19 protein-coding genes and 1 pseudogene are annotated in these 18,636 nt (G+C 42.0%); 11 read left to right on the top strand and 9 right to left on the bottom strand.

The features are described 5' to 3' along the window. Positions 1 to 87 precede the first annotated feature (87 nt). Both LRS05_RS03490 and LRS05_RS03485 read left to right on the top strand, forming a co-directional pair. Positions 88 to 696, top strand: coding sequence for a superoxide dismutase (locus LRS05_RS03490; protein WP_257867049.1), 609 nt, complete (start codon positions 88 to 90; stop codon positions 694 to 696). 107 nt (positions 697 to 803) lie between these two features. Then, positions 804 to 2,072 carry a T9SS type A sorting domain-containing protein gene (locus LRS05_RS03485; protein ID WP_257867048.1) on the top strand — a complete coding sequence of 423 codons (1,269 nt, stop codon included), beginning with the start codon at positions 804 to 806 and terminating at the stop codon, positions 2,070 to 2,072. 184 nt (positions 2,073 to 2,256) lie between these two features. On the opposite strand, the gene LRS05_RS03480 is transcribed toward LRS05_RS03485, so the two are convergent. Next, entirely contained in the window at positions 2,257 to 4,155 is a 1,899-nt protein-coding gene (locus tag LRS05_RS03480; RefSeq protein ID WP_257867047.1) for an amidophosphoribosyltransferase, read from the bottom strand. A gap of 57 nt (positions 4,156 to 4,212) precedes the next feature. After that, a complete protein-coding gene (locus LRS05_RS03475) occupies positions 4,213 to 5,142 on the bottom strand; it encodes a PfkB family carbohydrate kinase (RefSeq protein WP_257867046.1) in 930 nt (309 codons plus the stop codon). Positions 5,143 to 5,305: 163 nt separating this feature from the next. Here LRS05_RS03475 and LRS05_RS03470 point away from each other — a divergent pair, with 163 nt between their 5' ends. Together LRS05_RS03470 and LRS05_RS03465 are read left to right on the top strand one after the other, a co-directional pair. Continuing rightward, entirely contained in the window at positions 5,306 to 5,815 is a 510-nt protein-coding gene (locus LRS05_RS03470) for a VOC family protein (protein WP_257867045.1), read from the top strand. A gap of 467 nt (positions 5,816 to 6,282) precedes the next feature. After that, complete coding sequence (locus LRS05_RS03465) at positions 6,283 to 6,456, top strand: hypothetical protein (RefSeq protein WP_257867044.1); 174 nt, start codon at positions 6,283 to 6,285, stop codon at positions 6,454 to 6,456. A 17-nt stretch (positions 6,457 to 6,473) separates the two neighbouring features. On the opposite strand, the gene rnhA is transcribed toward LRS05_RS03465, so the two are convergent. Both rnhA and LRS05_RS03455 read right to left on the bottom strand, forming a co-directional pair. Further along, a complete protein-coding gene (gene rnhA / locus LRS05_RS03460; protein ID WP_257867043.1) occupies positions 6,474 to 6,953 on the bottom strand; it encodes a ribonuclease HI in 480 nt (159 codons plus the stop codon). Between the two features lie 62 nt (positions 6,954 to 7,015). After that, positions 7,016 to 7,585, bottom strand: coding sequence for a phosphoribosylglycinamide formyltransferase (locus LRS05_RS03455; protein ID WP_257867042.1), 570 nt, complete (start codon positions 7,583 to 7,585; stop codon positions 7,016 to 7,018). 179 nt (positions 7,586 to 7,764) lie between these two features. On the opposite strand from LRS05_RS03455, the gene LRS05_RS03450 reads away from it, so the two are divergent. From LRS05_RS03450 to pyk, 5 genes are all read left to right on the top strand, one after another. After that, positions 7,765 to 8,001, top strand: coding sequence for an acyl carrier protein (locus LRS05_RS03450; protein WP_019037482.1), 237 nt, complete (start codon positions 7,765 to 7,767; stop codon positions 7,999 to 8,001). Positions 8,002 to 8,201: 200 nt separating this feature from the next. After that, positions 8,202 to 9,455 carry a beta-ketoacyl-ACP synthase II gene (fabF, locus tag LRS05_RS03445; RefSeq protein WP_257867041.1) on the top strand — a complete coding sequence of 418 codons (1,254 nt, stop codon included), beginning with the start codon at positions 8,202 to 8,204 and terminating at the stop codon, positions 9,453 to 9,455. Positions 9,456 to 9,467: 12 nt separating this feature from the next. After that, on the top strand, positions 9,468 to 10,211 hold the full coding sequence (rnc, locus tag LRS05_RS03440) for a ribonuclease III (RefSeq protein ID WP_257867040.1): 744 nt from the start codon (positions 9,468 to 9,470) through the stop codon (positions 10,209 to 10,211). Positions 10,212 to 10,325: 114 nt separating this feature from the next. Then, the gene (locus tag LRS05_RS03435; protein WP_257867039.1) at positions 10,326 to 10,808 is read left to right on the top strand and encodes an IPExxxVDY family protein; all 483 of its coding nucleotides are present in this window, start codon (positions 10,326 to 10,328) and stop codon (positions 10,806 to 10,808) included. A 5-nt stretch (positions 10,809 to 10,813) separates the two neighbouring features. Beyond that, complete coding sequence (gene pyk / locus LRS05_RS03430; protein WP_257867038.1) at positions 10,814 to 12,244, top strand: pyruvate kinase; 1,431 nt, start codon at positions 10,814 to 10,816, stop codon at positions 12,242 to 12,244. A 34-nt stretch (positions 12,245 to 12,278) separates the two neighbouring features. Here pyk and LRS05_RS03425 read toward each other — a convergent pair whose 3' ends face one another. The 5 genes and pseudogenes from LRS05_RS03425 to metG all read right to left on the bottom strand — a co-directional run bounded on the left by LRS05_RS03425 (position 12,279) and on the right by metG (position 17,171). Continuing rightward, positions 12,279 to 12,905, bottom strand: coding sequence for a chloramphenicol acetyltransferase (locus tag LRS05_RS03425; RefSeq protein ID WP_257867037.1), 627 nt, complete (start codon positions 12,903 to 12,905; stop codon positions 12,279 to 12,281). Beyond that, positions 12,905 to 13,981 (bottom strand): hypothetical protein, encoded by a 1,077-nt coding sequence (locus tag LRS05_RS03420; RefSeq protein ID WP_374707784.1) that lies wholly within the window; start codon positions 13,979 to 13,981, stop codon positions 12,905 to 12,907. Before LRS05_RS03420 ends, LRS05_RS03425 begins: the two co-directional genes overlap by 1 nt. A gap of 44 nt (positions 13,982 to 14,025) precedes the next feature. Then, positions 14,026 to 14,202 (bottom strand): hypothetical protein, encoded by a 177-nt coding sequence (locus LRS05_RS03415; RefSeq protein ID WP_257867035.1) that lies wholly within the window; start codon positions 14,200 to 14,202, stop codon positions 14,026 to 14,028. Then, complete coding sequence (locus LRS05_RS03410; protein WP_257867034.1) at positions 14,195 to 15,028, bottom strand: DNA adenine methylase; 834 nt, start codon at positions 15,026 to 15,028, stop codon at positions 14,195 to 14,197. Before LRS05_RS03410 ends, LRS05_RS03415 begins: the two co-directional genes overlap by 8 nt. Before the next feature lie 63 nt (positions 15,029 to 15,091). Beyond that, positions 15,092 to 17,171, bottom strand: a pseudogene (gene metG, locus LRS05_RS03405) (methionine--tRNA ligase). A 217-nt stretch (positions 17,172 to 17,388) separates the two neighbouring features. On the opposite strand from metG, the gene LRS05_RS03400 reads away from it, so the two are divergent. Then, positions 17,389 to 18,216, top strand: a complete 828-nt coding sequence (locus LRS05_RS03400) for an LD-carboxypeptidase (RefSeq protein ID WP_257867033.1) — start codon at positions 17,389 to 17,391, stop codon at positions 18,214 to 18,216. Then, positions 18,216 to 18,575, top strand: a complete 360-nt coding sequence (locus LRS05_RS03395; RefSeq protein WP_257867032.1) for a YraN family protein — start codon at positions 18,216 to 18,218, stop codon at positions 18,573 to 18,575. The genes LRS05_RS03400 and LRS05_RS03395 overlap by 1 nt, the downstream gene beginning before the upstream one ends. Positions 18,576 to 18,636: the final 61 nt, after the last annotated feature.

Raw genomic sequence — 18,636 nt, 5'->3', positions numbered from 1 at the left:
TTTCCTGAAAACTTATTTTTTATCTGAACCGTTATCCTTAAATTTGGTATCCTAATTTTTTATAAACCTTTTAAACCAACCCATATTATGGCATTTGAACTACCGAAATTACCTTACGCGTATGATGCCCTTGAGCCTCACATTGATGCTAAAACAATGGAAATTCACCATACCAAGCACCATAACGCTTATACTACAAACCTTAACGCTGCTATTGAAGGCACAGACCTTGAAGGCAAGACAATAGACAATATTCTTATCAATCTTGATATGAGCAACAAGCCACTGCGCAACAACGGCGGCGGCTACTATAACCATAACCTTTTCTGGACAATACTTTCGCCAAAAGGCGGCGGTGAGCCAACCGGTGAGCTTGAAGCTGCCATTGAAAAAGCTTTCGGCTCTTTTGATGAGTTCAAGGCAAAATTTGCCAAAGCTGCTGCAACGCAGTTCGGCTCAGGCTGGGCATGGCTTTGTGTACACCCGGGCGGTAAACTTGAAATTTGTGCAACGGCTAACCAGGATAACCCGCTAATGCCGGAAGTTGGCTGCGGAGGTACGCCGATACTTGGCCTTGATGTGTGGGAACATGCCTATTACCTTAACTACCAGAACAGGAGGCCTGATTACATTGAAGCTTTCTGGAATGTGGTAAACTGGGAAGAAGTGGCACGCAGGTATGCCAACGAGAAATAATATTTATAATTATTAATTCATAAAAGAGCGGAGGCCATAAGGTTTCCGCTTTTTTTATTTGCCGGTTATAGTTTTTTTCTACATTTACATAAACCAATCACCTGACTATGAGAAAACTATTACTATCTCTTATTTTACCGCTTACCTGTTTTGCGCAGGGCTATCAAAATTATTTTACAGGAAATGCCACAAATAGCACCGCAGTACCTACAAATGCAAAATGTTTTATGGGTGGCGGCACCATGCCCGGCGGGGCTGTAAACTGGATACTGAATAAAGCCAATGGCGGTGATGTAGTTGTGCTGTGCACAGCCTTTAATAACTATAGCTATCTTTATAATACCGGCGTAACTGTAAACTCTGTTGAAACCATCATCCCTACATCAGCCGAAGCAGGCACCTCACAATATATAATTGACAAAATTAATAATGCTGAACTGCTTATCCTGGGCGAAGGGAATGCATGGGATTTCATTACATATTTCAGGAACACGCCTGTTGAAGATGCCATTAATAACCATATAAACGTTAAATCTGCCCCTGTTGCCGGTATCGGAGCGGGGATGAGCGTTTTGGGCAGTGTGTATTACACCGGCCAATATGGGCATATAACCTCTGCCGATGCGCTCAATAATCCGCTACATACTAATATGACCGTATCTTTTACTGATTTTCTACTGCCTTATGGTCAATATTCCATGCTCTATACCGAGAGCAGTTTTAATAGCCCTGACAGGCGAGGGAGGCTGGTTGCTGTTATGGCAAAGCTGTGGGGTACGCTTGGCCTGAAAATACCTGCATATGGCTGTAATGAAAATACTGCGATGTGCATTGAACCCAGCGGAACTGTAAAGGTATACGGTGCAAACCCCGCAACAGACTTTGCCTATTTTGTAACTCACAATTGCCACGGCAGCATGGCGCCCCCAATCACTTTCGACGTTCCTTTTACCTGGAGCGCAAATTTTGGGCATAAGCCGTTATATGTAGTAAAAGTTCCGGGTACATCAAACGGTGCCAATTATTTCACCATGGGTGATGACGATAACAATTCAGGCTGTACGTTTGAGTTTTGGAGTGTAGAGAACGGGCAGCTTGACGTTACTTCTGCACCTTCAGGGCTATGCTCAGGAATTGTGCTTGGTAATAGTGATATTTCGGTCAAAGAAATTAAAGCCGTGCCCAACCCTTTTAATGATTTTGTTGAGATAAACAATGCTGATGGTGCTGTAGTCTCTTTTTATGACATAACAGGAAAGAAATTGTTAGAAAGCCGCGAATCAAAAATCAACACCTCTGCCCTTGCCTCTGGGCTTTACATTGTGCATATAGCTCACAAAGGGAATGTGACTGTAAAAAAGATGGTAAAACAGTAGATGCTTTATCTAACAAATAGCTATAAAATAAAAAAGCGGAAAGTTGTCTTTCCGCTTTCTTGCCCCCAAAAATACCGTAAAATTTAATTTACTAATGCTATTTTCAGGTGTAAAAGTATATTGATAATATTTATCCTGCAAATATATCGGTCAAAATCTCTAAAAAAATCGATTAACTGCACAATTAATACGCCCTGGCGTCATTTCCTTCATAAAAATTGATAAAAGCACGGTTTACTACCCTATTGCCTCCCGGTGTTGGGTAATCTCCGGTAAAGTACCAGTCTCCCAGATTTTTAGGGCAGGCCTTGTGCAGGTTATCCACACTTTGAAATATGATTTTCACTTCAGCCTTAATGTCATCTTCGGTAAGCATTTCAGCAATCTTGTCGCTTATCTCTTCATCAGTAAACGGCGCATAAAACTCTTTCACATAGTTTATTACATCAGTATCAGGCAGGTTTTCCTGCGCCTTGCATTTCTTATAAGTTTCTTCGATGATATGGTGCAAGCCGCGCTCTTCCAAAAGCTCCTGTGCCGCGCGGAATGCTACAAGCCCTTCAAGCTTGGCCATATCAATACCATAACAGTCAGGGTAGCGAATCTGTGGGGCCGATGACACGATAACGATGCGTTTTGGGTTCAGCCTGTCCATCATCCTGATGATGCTCTTTTTCAGGGTTGTCCCGCGCACAATACTGTCGTCAATAATCACAAGGTTATCTTCCGGTTTTATCACACCATAAGTAACATCATACACGTGGGCCACAAGATCATCACGGCTGCTGTCTTCAGTAATGAATGTGCGCAGCTTGGCATCTTTAATGGCGACTTTCTCCGTCCGTATTTTCACCTCAAGAAGTTCATGAAGAGTTTCGGCAGTAAGCGTATTGCGGTTGGCAATGATATAATCATTCTTCCGCTGGTTCAGGAAATCGTTTGCCGCCTCAACCATTCCGTAAAAAGATGTTTCTGCTGTATTAGGTATGTATGAGAACACCGTATTGTCCGTATCACTATTAATAGCTTTCAGCACATCTGGTAATATCAATCTCCCCAGTTCTTTACGTTCGCGGTATATCTCAGCATCACTCCCCCGGGAAAAATAAATACGCTCAAACGAACATGCTTTTTTAGGCAACGCTTCTTTTATCTGCTCAATCGCAACATTGCCACTTTTCTTAATGATTATAGCATGGCCCGGCTCGAGCTCTTTCACTTCCTCAAAAGGCACGTTGAACACGGTTTGAATCACAGGCCTCTCGCTGGCTACAACGGCAATCTCATCATCCTGGTAATAAAACGCCGGCCTTATCCCCGCCGGGTCACGAAATACAAAGGCATCACCGTGCCCAAGCAAACCCGCCATGGCATAGCCGCCATCCCATTGTTTTGATGCACGTTTAAGTATTCTCGGTATGTTCAGCCTTTCAGCAATTACAGGCGAAGCTTCTTCCTTAGAGTATCCCTCGTTTTTACAGTCTTGGTATAGGTCGGTCACCTCATCATCAAGAAAATGCCCTATGTTTTCCATGATAGTTACGGTATCGGCAAGTTCTTTCGGGTGCTGGCCCAGCTCTACCAGGTTCTGGAAAAGCTGCTGCACATTGGTCATGTTGAAGTTACCGGCAACGATAAGGTTACGGTGCATCCAGTTGTTCTGGCGCAGGAAGGGGTGTACGCTCTCTATGCTGTTCTTCCCGAAAGTACCGTAGCGCACATGCCCCAGGAATAACTCACCTATATATGGTATGTGTTCTTTTTGCAGGGCAACGTTGTCATTATATTCGGGATGAAGCGCCATCTCCTCGTTCACGCGCTCATTTATCTGAGCAAAGATATCCTGTATGGGCTGCTGCTGGTTGCTGCGCACACGGCTTATGTAACGCTGGCCGGGCTTTACATCCATCTTAATGCTCGCGAAGCCTGCCCCATCCTGCCCGCGGTTGTGCTGCTTTTCCATAAGCAGGTACATTTTCTGTATGCCGTAGAAAGCCGAGCCGTACTTCTCTTTGTAGTATTCAAGAGGCTTCAAAAGCCTTAAAAGCGCAATGCCACATTCGTGTTTTAATGCGTCGCTCATAGTAGTTGTTGTTGTTTTGTAGTTATAAAAAAAGCCCCGCAAGGAGGCTTAGTTGTTTTAATTTTCGAGCGCAATCTCAAACTGAGTGAGCGCTTTAAACTGCTGAAGGCGTTCCTGTACCTCCCTTTTTTCCAGCTTCTCCATACGCTGCGTGCCAAACTGCTCTACGCAGAACGACGCCATGTTGCTGCCGTATATAATTGCGTTCTTCATGTTTTCAAATGATACGTCTTCACTCTGCGTAATGTAGCCTGTAAAGCCGCCTGCAAAGGTATCGCCTGCACCTGTCGGGTCAAAAACCTCTTCCAGCGGAAGCGCCGGTGCAAAGAACACCTCTTTGTTGTGGAAAAGCAGCGCGCCGTGCTCACCTTTCTTTATCACAACATATTTAGGCCCCATGGTATGTATTTTAGCCGCAGCTTTTACAAGCGAATATTCACCTGACAGCTGGCGTGCCTCTTCATCATTTATCGTGATAACGTCTACGCGCTTCATCACTTGCAATAACTCTGCCAAAGCGCAATCCATCCAGAAGTTCATGGTATCAAGCACCACAAGCTTAGGCTTTTTGCTCATCTGGTCAAGTACTCCTATCTGAATGTTCGGGTGCAGGTTGCCCAGCATCACTACATCGGCATCCTTAAAATTTTCAGGCACGATTGGGTTAAAGTCGGCCAGTACATTCAGCTGTGTATCAAGCGTGTCGCGGCTGTTAAGATCGTTGTGGTAACGCCCGCTCCAGAAGAACGTCTTACCGCCCGGCACCACTTCAAGTCCTGTTACGTCTATGTTTTTGTTCTTAAGAAGGTCGATATACTCCTGAGGAAAATCTTCACCCACTACTGATACTATCGCCGACTGAAGGTTGAAAAATGAGGCCGAAAGCCCAATGTATGTGCCGGCGCCGCCAAGTATTTTGTCGGTTTTGCCAAAGGGCGTTTCTATCGCATCAAAAGCTACTGTGCCAACTATCAGTAATTTATTCATAAACAGGATTGAATTTTAAAGCGGCAAAGATACAGTTTAAATTGCAAAAGGCAAATTAGAGATGAAGTTATAATTTGTCCTGATTTACCACTATAATTGGCTCTTTCACAACCTGTTCCCAAAAACAATATGCCATAACTTTGGCTAATAAATAAATTGATATATGAAATCTCCGCTTACACTCCGAAAGATTGAAACATGCCTTTGGTTTGACAGGAATGCCGAAGAAGCTGCCAACTTTTACCTATCTGTTTTTAAAAATGGCAGAATCGGACGTAAAATGTACTACGGTAAAGAAGGCTTTGAAATTCATGGCATGCCTGAAGGCACATTACTTACGATTGAAATTGAAGTGCTTGAACATAAATTTGTTTTGCTGAATGGCGGACCTATATTCAAGCCAAATGAAGCTATTTCATTCATTATCAACTGCAACGACCAGGAAGAAATTGACTATTATTGGGAAAAAATTGCCTTAACGGGCGACCCGAAAGCGCAGCAGTGCGGATGGTGCAAAGATAAATATGGGGTGTCATGGCAGGTAGTACCACCAATACTTGATGATATGATAAGCAATCCTGATAAAGAGAAAGCCGGCAGGGTAATGAATGCCCTGCACAACATGGTTAAGATTGATATTGCGGTGCTTGAAGAAGCGTTTGAAGGGAGATAATTAGAATTTTAGATTTTTCGCCTGCAAGACTATATTAATATCACCTGTCATATTTTAAAACCTGACAGGTGTTTTTATTTATATTTGAGACAACTACAGTTTTATGAAAAGTAAATTATTAATATTCAGTTTGATAATTTTAATAGTTATCTTCAATATCATGTCGCTATATAGCATTGAATTCATGTACGGAATTCCTTTGTTATGCTTTGCGCTCGGCTATACAATGCACACACAACAAACAGACACTATAATTAAGAAAACAGGAACCGTAATTTTTTATGCCTCGGCGGGTATTTTGGCATTAATGGTGATAGCTTTTATATGGCTATATTACACTTGGCCAAAATAAAGATTTTAGTATTCGCTTCACACCTGTTACATTTGACCTATGAGAGCTGTTTATTCATTAACGACAATAGCCATTCATCTTTTTTTGGTATTACCGCTAAAATTGCTGGATCAGTGTGTATTATCTTTTCGGAACTATGGTTTTCGGGACAATTATTGGAGCTATCCTATTGCGCACTAAGAAATCATGGCTTAAAGATTTAGGATGGGGTATTTGCTTTGGTTCAGCAGTCGCATTTGTAGCAGTTACATCATTTACAATTTGGCTGTACTACAATTTCCCGAAATAATCCAGAATCGAAGAAGTCTAAAAATCAATTTTCTGCCCTTCCTGTTCATACCAGGCATCAACATTAAGCTGCGGCAGGGTTGATGCCATTACCGCAAGTTGGTCGCATCTCTCGTTTTGGGGATGGCTGTTATGGCCCTTTATCCATTTAAAATCAACCTTATGCTTTCGGTAAATTTTTAAAAAGCGCATCCACAGGTCAGGGTTTTTCTTCCCGGCGAAACCTTTCTTTTCCCAACCAAAAACCCAGCCTTTGGTTACCGAGTCCACTACATATTTACTATCGCTCACCACAAGTACCGATGTGTTAGGTTTAGTCAGTTTCTCCAGCCCTACTATCACAGCCAGCAGTTCCATACGGTTATTGGTGGTAAGGCGGAAGCCTTCGTAAAACTCCTTACGGTAGCCGGTGCCCACAGCTTCCATTACAACGCCATAGCCGCCCGGGCCGGGGTTTCCCTTAGCTGCGCCGTCAGTATATATGTGGACTGTATGCATTTCGATTGTTAGATTATTAGATATTGTGCTATGATAGTCTTGTTGTTGAAAATTCTAAAAATCTAAAATTCTTTCTTCAACAAATCCTCAATAACAGCCGGGAAATATTTATGCTCAAGCTGCAGCACTTTAGCGGCAATATCCTGCGGAGTGGCGCAATCATCCAAAGCCACGCTTGCCTGGAAGATTATGTTGCCTTCATCATAATGCTCATTTACAAAATGTATGGTTATGCCGCTTTCAGTCTCTTTATTATTATGTACCGCCGTGTGCACATGCAACCCATACATGCCTTTGCCTCCGTAATTAGGCAATAGCGCCGGGTGTATGTTAATGATCTTATCGGGATATTGCTGTACTATATGCTCAGGGAATTTCCACAGGAAGCCCGCCAGCACTATAAGATCAGGTTTTATAGTATCTAATTTATGCAATACAATATCGCCATTCAGCTCCTCACGGTTAAATACTATAGTAGGCACACCATACTTTTCTGCCTTTTGAAGCACACCGGCGTTTGGATTATTTGTAAAAACACCCGAAACCCTGATATTTTCCCTGCCGCTAAAATGCTTCATGATAGCCTCGGCATTACTGCCCCCGCCCGATGCAAAAATCACTATTTTCTTCATGTGCCACTTGTTTTGCAATGATTGCCTGAAATATTATTTTACGTACAAAATAACGGCGAATTAAGCGTATTGTAAAATTAATTTTCTACTTTAGTACTCACATTTTTTGGCAGAAATGTTGTTTTAAAATAAAGTTTTTTATTTTTGCCATTCAATTTAAATTCTAAAATTAATAGATTATGTCAGACATTGCATCAAGAGTAAAAGCTATCATCGTTGATAAATTGGGTGTTGACGAGAACGAAGTGGTAACAGAGGCAAGCTTCACTAATGATTTAGGGGCTGATTCACTGGACACTGTTGAGCTTATCATGGAATTTGAAAAAGAGTTCGATATCCAGATACCGGACGATCAGGCAGAAAATATTTCTACTGTAGGCCAGGCTATCTCTTACATCGAGGAAGCAAAAAAATAATAAATAATACGGCATCCATGTATCGCTAATGTGCATGGATGTTATTATTTGTTGCCATTTAAGCTGTTCGCTTTTACAAAAAATGAAGTGTCTTTACGTAAGGCTTCATAAAAAATATCACTGATGCCCATGGTTTTCTTACAATTTGTACAAGAGACGCATGGGTATTTTTATAAACAGCAAACTTTAAAAGTTTACCTATGAAATTAAGAAGAGTTGTAGTAACAGGCTTAGGCGCACTTACCCCAATAGGCAATAATGTACAGGAATACTGGGACGGCCTTGTAAACGGGAAGAGCGGCGCCGCACCAATCACTTACTTTGATACGACTAACTTCAAAACTAAATTTGCCTGCGAAGTAAAGAATTTTAATGTTGAAGATTTCATAGACAGGAAAGAAGCCCGCAAGATGGACCGCTATGCGCAGTATGCCATAGTGAGTACGGATGAGGCTGTAAAAGATGCAAACTTTGACTTTGACAAGCTTGATAAAGACCGCGTAGGTGTAATATGGGGCTCTGGAATTGGCGGGCTTGAAACCTTCCAGGAAGAGGTAATGAACTTTGCTGCCGGTAACGGTGTGCCTAAGTTTAACCCGTTCTTTATACCAAAAATGATTGCTGATATTGCCGGCGGACATATCTCAATTAAATATGGCTTCAGGGGCCCTAACTTTACTACAGTTTCGGCCTGTGCATCATCAACCAATGCGCTTATTGATGCTTTCAATTATATACGCCTGGGCCATGCCGATGTTATGGTAACAGGTGGCAGCGAGGCTGCGGTGACCATTGCCGGTATGGGTGGCTTTAATGCCATGCACGCCCTTTCAACACGCAATGACGACCCGCAGACGGCATCCCGACCAATGGATAAAGACCGTGAAGGCTTTGTGCTTGGCGAAGGTGCAGGCGCTATCATCCTTGAAGAATATGAGCACGCTGTGGCGCGAGGCGCAGAAATTTACTGCGAAATTGGCGGTGGCGGCATGAGCGCTGATGCTCACCATATCACTGCTCCACACCCGGAAGGGCTTGGCGCAAAGAATGTAATGCTGAACTGCCTTCGCGATGCGGGCCTTAAACCGGAAGATGTTGACGGCGTGAATATGCACGGTACATCTACCCCGCTGGGTGACATCGCCGAGTCTAAAGCTATAATTGAGGTGTTTGGCGAGCATGCCTATACACTGAACCTTAACTCTACCAAGAGTATGACAGGCCACTTACTGGGCGCTGCGGGCGCTATTGAAACTATTGCTTCAATACTGTCAATAAAGCACGGAATCGTTCCGCCTACCATCAATCACTTTACAGATGATGAGAATATCGACCCTAAGCTCAACTTTACCTTCAACAAGGCCCAAAAGCGCGACATGAAGGTAGTAATGAGCAACACGTTTGGGTTTGGCGGCCACAATGCCTGTGTACTTGTGAAAAAACTGGAAATGTAATAAACTCCCCCTATGGGTTTTATTAAAAAGATATTTTCAAAATCCCGCCCTCCACAGGAAGGCGGGGTTTTTTTTGATGAAATGAGGAAAATCCTCGGTTTTGACCCTGTAAACCTCGAGCTGTACCGGCGTGCCTTTACGCACCGCTCATCAAACAAGCTTGATGAGAACGGCCACCCTATAAATTATGAGCGACTTGAGTTTCTGGGCGATGCCATGCTGGGGTCGGTTATTGCCGCACATTTATACAGCGAAGTGCCTACCGGAGATGAAGGTTACCTTACCAAAATGCGGTCAAAAATTGTGAGCCGTGAACACCTGAATGAGCTAGGCCGTGACCTTAACCTCATTACTAAAGTAGAAAGCAAAGTATCGGCGCAGCATTTTGGTGAAAATATACACGGCAACCTGTTTGAAGCGCTTATCGGGGCCATTTATCTCGACAAAGGCTTTTCACACTGCGAAACTTTCATTCGTAACAAAGTAATAATTCCTTATGTTGATATCCCTAAGCTTGAAGGCAAAGTAATAAGCTATAAGAGCCTGGTGATTGAGTGGTGCCAAAAGAATAAAAAGCCATTTAATTACGAAGTTTTTGAAGACAACGGCAATGAGGGCCAGAAGCATTTCGGGGTTAAGCTTAGCATTGAAGGCAAAGTGATTGCCAAAGCCAGGGCAACCTCCAAAAAGAAAGCAGAGGAAAAAGCATCGCAGCGGGCTTATTTTGCATTTCAGGAAAAAATTAACAAAAAATAATCGAAGTTTCATATATACTCAAACGTTTTCGTAAAGAATTTATCAGAAACTTAAAATCCAGGACGTATTATTATCAGTATTAAATGGTATATTTACGGCTCAATCAGGTAGGCAATGGCTATTCATAAATTACAGATTGACGATTTTATTACGGTTGATTTTGAATTGATTGCGATACATTCGGCTCTTGAAGATTACCGTTTGGCTTATTTCATCAATAGCGCTTTAGGCATAATGCTTGAACGTTGTGAAAACGGCATCGGGATTAAAGTGAAAGACGGCGAAACAAGCTTTTCGCGCTATGACTATGAAGATGCTGACGGATGTGCCTGGAGCCTGATACAAAATAAGGATAAAGTAATCTCGCAGCATGATGGGCCTGCTTCCCTTTTTGGAGAAGAAGAAATGAAAGTGGTTACCAATGTGCACCTGCTGCCCGAATTTAAAAAGGTAGATTACATCCTGAAGATAGAAAACATTCCATGTAACACAGAGGTTGATGAAATTGTGGAGAGTTTGCTCGAAATAAAGCATATAGCCACAGCATACCCCGTGGAACACAGTAAAATAAAATCAAAGAACAATTTAATTTTTTAGATAGAATGCCGACAAACAAAAAGACGAAGATTGTAGCAACGCTGGGCCCTGCCTGCAGTACAAGGGAAGTCATTAAAAATATGATAGACGCAGGCGTAAATGTTTTCAGGATAAACTTTTCGCATGCTGATTATACAGATGTTCAGGAACGTATTGACATCATCCGCGGGCTTAACGAAGAGTTTGGATACAGCACCTCTATACTTGCCGACCTACAGGGGCCTAAGCTTCGTGTAGGCGTTATGAAAGAAGATGTTGTAGTGGCTCCCGGCGATATCATCACTTTCACTACTGCTGAAGATATTTTAGGTACCGCTGAGCGCGTATATATGAACTATAAAGAGTTCCCAAATGATGTGAACCCAGGTGAGCGCATACTTCTTGACGACGGCAAACTGATTTTTGAGGTTGTTGAAACCGACAAAAACACTGAGGTTAAAGCTAAAGTCATACAAGGCGGTCCGCTAAAATCTAAGAAAGGTGTGAACCTGCCCAACACTAAAGTATCACTGCCTGCACTTACGCAGAAAGATATTCGTGATGCACTTTTTGCCATTAAAGCTGAAGTAGACTGGATTGCGCTTTCATTCGTGCGTACGCCAAAAGACCTTGAAGAACTGCAGGACCTGATTGCCGAGCACTCATCTTATAAAATTCCTATCATAGCCAAGATTGAGAAACCGGAAGCGGTAGAGAATATCGACAAGCTTGTGGCCTTTTGTGATGGACTTATGGTTGCTCGCGGCGACCTGGGTGTGGAAATGCCGGCACAGGAAGTTCCGCTTATACAGAAGAAGCTTATTAATCGCGCCAAAACTGCACGTATACCTGTTATCGTGGCCACGCAAATGATGGAAACCATGATTACCAGCCTTACGCCAACCCGCGCCGAGGTTAATGACGTGGCTAACTCTGTAATGGATGGCGCCGATGCTGTAATGCTTTCAGGTGAAACATCTGTAGGTAATTACCCGGTACAGGTTATAGAAAAAATGACGCAGATTATTGAGGCGGTGGAAGACAGTCCGCTTATTATGGTGCCGCAAAACACACCGCAGGTACGCACTAAGCGCTTCATTACAAAATCAATATGCCACCACGCCACGCAAATGGCCAACGTGATCAAGGCAAAGGCTATCACCACGCTTACTAACACAGGCTATACAGCGTTCCAGATATCTGCCTGGAGGCCTAATGCACAGATTTTGGTATTTACTTCAAACAAGCGCATACTTACGCAGATGAGCCTTCTTTGGGGAGTGAATTCATTCTACTATGATAAATTCCTCAGCACGGATGAAACTGTAGATGATATCAACGAAATAGCAAGGGAAAAAGGCTTTGTGGAAAAAGGCGATTTCCTTATCAATCTTGCAGCAATGCCTGTGGTTGAAAAAGGGATGGTAAATACCCTGAGGGTTTCAGAAATAGCTTAAAAATAAATACTCCTGCTTCAGCGGGAGTTTTGTTTTACTCATCCAGCCTTTGCTGAAGGATGTCATAGAATTGGCCAACGTGGTAACCATCCATAAGCCCGTGATGTACATGTACTGATACCGGCATCACCTTCCTGCCGTCTTTATCTGTCATTTTGCCTACCGATATTTTCGGACAACTGTCGGGGAATGTAAAGCTGCGGGCGTGTGACAGCGATGTAAAATCAACCCACGGTATTGCAGAGAAATGTATGAGGTTATCCACTTCAAACTTTCGAGTAAAGAGCCCAGGCGTGGTGCGAACACGTTCAATCTCTGCTTTTGATGTTTGTTCGAAAACGGCAAAGTCAGGGTGGAATTCCATCAACGAAAAACCGAATGTATTATCATCACGCGTAAGTGTCGCCGATACATCAATACGCTCGTGCAGCACAATATCATCACCCGCAATGCGATAGCGGAATTCCTCAATAGCATTTACCGCCGCAGCCAGTTTATGCAGGTAATACAAAAAGAACGAGTGCCCGCCTGCTTTTGCCGCAGCGTATGCTTTGGTCAGATCTACATTCACCACCAGCCCAAAAAACGGCTCTTCAAATTTCCTGAAAAACTCAAAGTGCTCACGGCGTGGGTAGGTTGAAAAGTTTATTTTAGTGGGCATTATTCTTCAATTAAATTCATTATCCAGTTCGTCCATGCTAAAATGGTTGAGGCTCTTCGAAAAAAAGTACTATGCTCGCCAATATTATATAGTTGTAATTCAATCATAATTGGAACAATTTCTTTTCTTAATGGTGCTTGGGAATTATCCAAATATAATTGTAGAGTCCTCTTAAAAATAGCATGACTAAGAATCAATTCAACAAATTTTAATTGCCTATCTATAATGTTTAAGTTAAATAGTGCGAGTCCTTCTTTTGACAGAAAATATGTCACCTGCTTATCTTGCAATTTTTTATCAACAAGTCCCAAGTATCTTGCTGCATCGGTGTAATAATTAATTTGTCTTTTGTCTAATTTTTCCTTTTTGGTAAAATCATAATTTGAGAGAAGGTCATCCCTTGTAAGTTCTCCTTTTTGATATAAAATTTCACACAAGTTTATAACTCTTTCAAATGAGTTAGCTTGAGGGAAAGGTATATCTGGCTCCTGTACAATATCAGTTGAATCAATAATTTTTTGAATATTTTCTAGATTTATCTCACCCTCGTATACCACATACTTTCGTTCCTTAGTTAGCGTAATAGAATTATAACTATTCACATCTAAGAAGGAGTATTCACGTAAATGAAAAGTTCCGTTTGAATAAGTCAGAAAAACAGTCCTTACTTTTTTATTGATTTTCCGAGACCATAATCTATAGGGATAAAATAATTGACGAATTAAAAAATCACTTGATATATAGTTTTTTGCCTCGATAATAGTAAGTGATGTTTCCCCTTCATATCCTCCATCTATCTCAATTTGTGAATTGGCAACCTCAATCTTAAAAGGCATATTATTTGTATCAATTTTAAAATCAAATGATGATGAACTCATACGACCACTCACTGTTGGATATAAAATTTTATCATCAATAAAATCATTCAGTATGCCTGAAACAAAAGCACAGTTGATAGCTGTTGCCTCACTATTTATATCATTATAATCTAAGCTTTCGAGAGGTATAGGAAATGGAATCTTCTTTGTATCAACGTCGAGATTATTAAACCTTTCAAAAGTTTTAAATGTGCCGATTATATAAGAGCCTCTTGAAATTGGTAAGATTGAAAGCGAGTTTTCTAAAAAATTTTTGGAAGTTGTGACCTATGATCAAACTTTGTCATCAATCTAGCTTCTCTTTCATCATTTATTGTTTTGGAACTTATAATAGCATAGCCTGTGATTTGAATAGCCTCTAATAATTTGTGCTCTTCAAAAAGTTTAACCCAAGCAATATCATTTTTTGAACTACTCATAATTTCTGATCAAAACTTCCTCAACTTCGCCTCTTTTATCACCATCAGAATTAATAGCTCTAGTGGCCATGACAGTGCTGATATTATAATCTTGATATAAATCTTTTATTCTCTGAGTAGATGAATTGGATAGAAGAAATTTGATCCCTCTACTATTTAAATCATTGCAAGCATCACGTAAACGCACTTGATCCATGATATCCCATCCTCCCTGTATATAACCTGTAAAATTGGAACTCTCAGAAACTGGGTCATACGGTGGATCTAAATAAACAAAAGATTTTTTATCTGCTTGTTTTAAAACATCTTCATAATCGCCGCTTAAAATTTGAACATCATTATTTTTTAAGTAAGCACTTACTGCCTTTAAAGTAGGTTCATTTACGATATTTGGATTTTTATACCTTCCAAAAGGAGCATTAAACTCTCCTGCATTGTTTACCCGATAAAGCCCGTTAAAACATGTTTTATTTAAATATATAACCCGAGAAGCCTTTTGAACATCTGTAAGATCATTGAATTCCTTTGTTCTGTCCAACGAACGAAGTTTATAAAAATAACCTTCTTCATTATCGTGTCGTCTTAAGTCTTCGACTAATTCTGGTAAGCTATGTTTAATGACGTTATAGACATTTATCAATTCAGAATTAAAATCATTTATTATCGCTTTTTTAGGCTGAAGATGAAACAAGACTGCACCTCCGCCAACGAAAGGCTCAATGTAATTATCGATTTTTTTAGGCAATAACTCTACAATTGAAGGCATGATTTGTCTCTTGCCGCCAACCCATTTTAAAAATGGAGAAACCAGTTTGTTTTTTGCCATGACTATTTTTTTTGGTAAAAATACAAATTAAAAGAAAATAATCAAATATAATTGTAAATAATCTTAACTCACAACTTCCCCATTCCCTACGCCATCAGCATCAGGGTTTACGAAAACAAGCTTGCCTTCGGCGTTCTGGGTCATTAGTATCATACCCTGGCTTTCTACACCGCGAAGGTTGCGCGGGGCAAGGTTTACCAGTACGGTAACACGCTTGCCTACCACTTCTTCCGGTGAGAAACTTTCTGCAATACCCGAAACTATGGTACGCACATCAATTCCAGTATCTACTTTAAGCACCAATAGCTTATTGGCTTTCGGCATTTTCTCCGCTTCAAGTATTGTTCCGGTTCTTATGTCCATCTTCGCGAAATCCTCAAACTGAATCAGGTCTTTCTGTGGTTCGGCTTTCTTATTTTCGGCGGCGTTGGCGGTTTTAGTAGCTTCCAATTTATCTATCTGTTTTTGTATGGCTTCGTCTTCAATTTTAGCGAAAAGCAGTTCAGCCTGGCCTATCTGGTCTCCGGCTTTTAGTAAATCTGTTTTTAGTGAAATGTCATTCCATGTTAACCTCGCGACTGCGCTCGAGGTGACAGTGAGGTTCAGCATGTTCTTAAGCTTACCGGCTGTAAACGGCAAAAATGGTTCGCTGAGTACACTCAGTGCCGCAGCAATTTGTAATGCTACATACATCTGCGTCTGTACACGCGCCGGATTTTCCTTTATCATCTTCCACGGCTCTTCGTCCGCCAGGTATTTGTTGCCCAGGCGCGCAAGGTTCATCAGTTCGCTCAATGCCTCACGAAAACGGTAACGCTCAATACTGCTGGCAATCACGGCCGGGTAAGCGCGCATTTCGGTAAGGGTAGCCTCATCAACATCGCTAAAGTTATTTGGCTGCGGAACAATGCCCTCATAATATTTATTAGTTAGCACCACAACGCGGTTGATGAAGTTACCGAAAATAGCTACGAGCTCATTGTTGTTGCGCGCCTGGAAATCTTTCCATGTAAAGTCGTTGTCTTTTGTTTCGGGTGCAGCAGCCGTAAGCGCATAACGCAATACATCCTGCTGCCCTGGGAAGTCCTGCAGGTACTCGTGAAGCCACACCGCCCAGTTTTTAGACGTTGACAGCTTGTTTCCCTCAAGGTTCAGAAACTCGTTGGCAGGCACATTATCCGGCAATATATAACTGCCTTCCGCCTTAAGCATTGCAGGGAAAATCACGCAATGGAAAACTATATTATCTTTCCCGATGAAGTGCACCAGCTTGGTATCATTACTTTTCCAGTACGGCTCCCAGTCTTTGCCTTCACGCTGCGCCCACTCTTTGGTAGATGATATATAGCCTATAGGCGCATCAAACCACACATACAGCACTTTGCCCTCGGCGCCTTCCACCGGTACGGGTATACCCCAGTCAAGGTCGCGGGTTACAGCACGGGGTTTTAGTCCGTCTTCCAGCCATGATTTCACCTGGCCGTATACATTCGGTTTCCAGTCGTTTTTATGCCCTTCAAGGATCCATTCACGCAGAAAAGCATCATAGCGGTCGAGTGGCAGGAACCAGTGTTTAGTTGACTTTGTTACGGGTGTTGTTCCGGTTATAGTCGATTTTGGATTTATAAGGTCAGTCGCGTTAAGAGATGACCCGCACTTTTCGCATTGGTCGCCATAAGCGTCATCGTTACCGCATTTCGGGCAGGTACCGGTTACGAAACGGTCGGCCAGGAACTGCTGCGCCTGCTCATCATACAGCTGTTCAGTTACTTCCTCAATAAACTTATCTTCGTTATACAGCTTCTTGAAAAATTCAGAAGCCGTATCATGATGAATATGTGCCGATGTACGGGAATAATTATCAAACGACACGCCAAAATCTTCAAAGCTTTGCTTTATGATACCGTGATATTTATCGATAACCTGCTGCGGGGTGATGCCTTCTTTTTTGGCTTTCATAGAGATAGCCACACCGTGCTCATCGCTTCCGCAGATGAACGCCACATCTTTACCCTGAAGGCGAAGAAAACGCGCATAAATATCTGAAGGTATGTAAACGCCTGCCAAATGGCCAATGTGTATGGGGTCCGTTGGTGTAAGGCAGGGCGGCAGTAATTGTATATCTTTTAGGGTCTTGTATCATCGTTTTGAGAAAATTTATGCAAAAGTACGATTTTTGCTGCATTCTTTTTCGAAGGAGGTTGCCTATATTTGTAGATATAGATTTACTAAATGCCACACAGAATCATCCTTTTACTTTTGCTTTTTGCTGTATCCGTTAAAGCGCAATATGTCAAAACACCGCCATACCTCAAAAAGGCGATACCGTTGGCATACTCGCCACCGCCCGTAAAGTGGACATGGCGCCATTGCAGCCTGCCATCAATTTACTGAAAAGCTGGGGACTGAATGTTGTTATCGGCAAAACCGTCGGGCTGAGCGACAACCAGCTTGCCGGACCGGACTGGCAACGTGCAACAGACCTGCAGCAGATGCTGGACAACCCGTCAATAAAAGCGATATGGACGGCCAAGGGCGGCTACGGCACTGCAAAGATTGTTGATAGGGTTGACTTTGCGAAGTTCAAGCAAAGGCCTAAATGGCTTATCGGGTTTAGTGATGTTACGGTGCTGCACAGCCACATCAATAACTTTGATATTGCAACATTGCACGGTATTGCCTGTATTTCTGTCTCAGGTGCAACGTCCGAGGCCATTGAAAGTTTGAGGAAAGCGCTATTCGGCGAGAAGCTGGTTTATACAATTCCTGCGCATGAATTCAACAAGCCTGGAAAAGCCGCCGGTGAACTTGTCGGCGGAAATCTCTCGGTACTATATAGCATTATTGGGTCACCCTCTGAAGCGGATTACAAAAATAAAATCATCTTTATAGAAGACCTCGACGAATACCTTTACCACATTGACAGGATGATGACCAACCTAGACCGTAACGGGTATTTCAAAAATGTTAAAGGAGTGTTAATAGGTTCTTTCACCAAAATGCGTGATAATGACATACCGTGGGGGCATGATGCAATGGAAATTATTCGTGACATTACAAAAAAATACAATATCCCGATTTGCTTTAATTTTCCGGCAGGGCATATAAAAGATAACCGCACACTTATCATGGGCAAAACTGTAACGCTTGATGTAACTGCCTCAGGCACAAAACTTAACTTTGATTAATGGCTGAACACAATGATTTAGGAAAACTTGGTGAAGAAGCAGCTGTGGCCTATCTGCGGAAGCATGGCTATGACATATTGCAGACCAACTACGTGTTCCAAAAAGCTGAAATAGATATCATTGCACAAAAAGGCGATGTATTAGCCATAGTTGAAGTTAAGACTCGTTCTTCTCTTGATTTTGGGCTGCCACAGGAGTTTGTGAAACCTAAGAAAATCCAGCTGTTGGTAAAAGCCGTAAATGAATATGTACAGCAGAATGACTTAGATGCTGAGGTCAGATTTGATATAATATCTGTTTACAATAATAATGGTAATTTTGAAATAGAACATTTGGAAGATGCCTTCTTTCACTTTTAAGTTGTTAGATTTTTAACAAATTGTTTTTACTTTGTATATTTGCGATGCAAACAACAACACA

Origin of the sequence: Flavobacterium sp. J372 (assembly GCF_024699965.1) — a bacterium.
GTDB lineage: Bacteria > Bacteroidota > Bacteroidia > Flavobacteriales > Flavobacteriaceae > Flavobacterium.
The sequence above is the reverse complement of the archived record's forward strand: the minus strand, read 5'-3'. Positions and strand labels throughout refer to the sequence as shown.

Excerpts from the sequence above, each read along its gene's own strand:
- LRS05_RS03490 (WP_257867049.1), top strand. The coding sequence starts at position 88 with ATGGCATTTGAACTACCGAAATTACCTTACGCGTATGATGCCCTTGAG.
- LRS05_RS03485 (WP_257867048.1), top strand. The coding sequence starts at position 804 with ATGAGAAAACTATTACTATCTCTTATTTTACCGCTTACCTGTTTTGCG.
- LRS05_RS03480 (WP_257867047.1), bottom strand. The coding sequence starts at position 4,155 with ATGAGCGACGCATTAAAACACGAATGTGGCATTGCGCTTTTAAGGCTT.
- LRS05_RS03475 (WP_257867046.1), bottom strand. The coding sequence starts at position 5,142 with ATGAATAAATTACTGATAGTTGGCACAGTAGCTTTTGATGCGATAGAA.
- LRS05_RS03470 (WP_257867045.1), top strand. The coding sequence starts at position 5,306 with ATGAAATCTCCGCTTACACTCCGAAAGATTGAAACATGCCTTTGGTTT.
- rnhA (WP_257867043.1), bottom strand. The coding sequence starts at position 6,953 with ATGCATACAGTCCACATATATACTGACGGCGCAGCTAAGGGAAACCCC.
- LRS05_RS03455 (WP_257867042.1), bottom strand. The coding sequence starts at position 7,585 with ATGAAGAAAATAGTGATTTTTGCATCGGGCGGGGGCAGTAATGCCGAG.
- LRS05_RS03450 (WP_019037482.1), top strand. The coding sequence starts at position 7,765 with ATGTCAGACATTGCATCAAGAGTAAAAGCTATCATCGTTGATAAATTG.
- fabF (WP_257867041.1), top strand. The coding sequence starts at position 8,202 with ATGAAATTAAGAAGAGTTGTAGTAACAGGCTTAGGCGCACTTACCCCA.
- rnc (WP_257867040.1), top strand. The coding sequence starts at position 9,468 with ATGGGTTTTATTAAAAAGATATTTTCAAAATCCCGCCCTCCACAGGAA.
- LRS05_RS03435 (WP_257867039.1), top strand. The coding sequence starts at position 10,326 with ATGGCTATTCATAAATTACAGATTGACGATTTTATTACGGTTGATTTT.
- pyk (WP_257867038.1), top strand. The coding sequence starts at position 10,814 with ATGCCGACAAACAAAAAGACGAAGATTGTAGCAACGCTGGGCCCTGCC.
- LRS05_RS03425 (WP_257867037.1), bottom strand. The coding sequence starts at position 12,905 with ATGCCCACTAAAATAAACTTTTCAACCTACCCACGCCGTGAGCACTTT.
- LRS05_RS03415 (WP_257867035.1), bottom strand. The coding sequence starts at position 14,202 with ATGAGTAGTTCAAAAAATGATATTGCTTGGGTTAAACTTTTTGAAGAG.
- LRS05_RS03410 (WP_257867034.1), bottom strand. The coding sequence starts at position 15,028 with ATGGCAAAAAACAAACTGGTTTCTCCATTTTTAAAATGGGTTGGCGGC.
- LRS05_RS03400 (WP_257867033.1), top strand. The coding sequence starts at position 17,389 with ATGGCGCCATTGCAGCCTGCCATCAATTTACTGAAAAGCTGGGGACTG.
- LRS05_RS03395 (WP_257867032.1), top strand. The coding sequence starts at position 18,216 with ATGGCTGAACACAATGATTTAGGAAAACTTGGTGAAGAAGCAGCTGTG.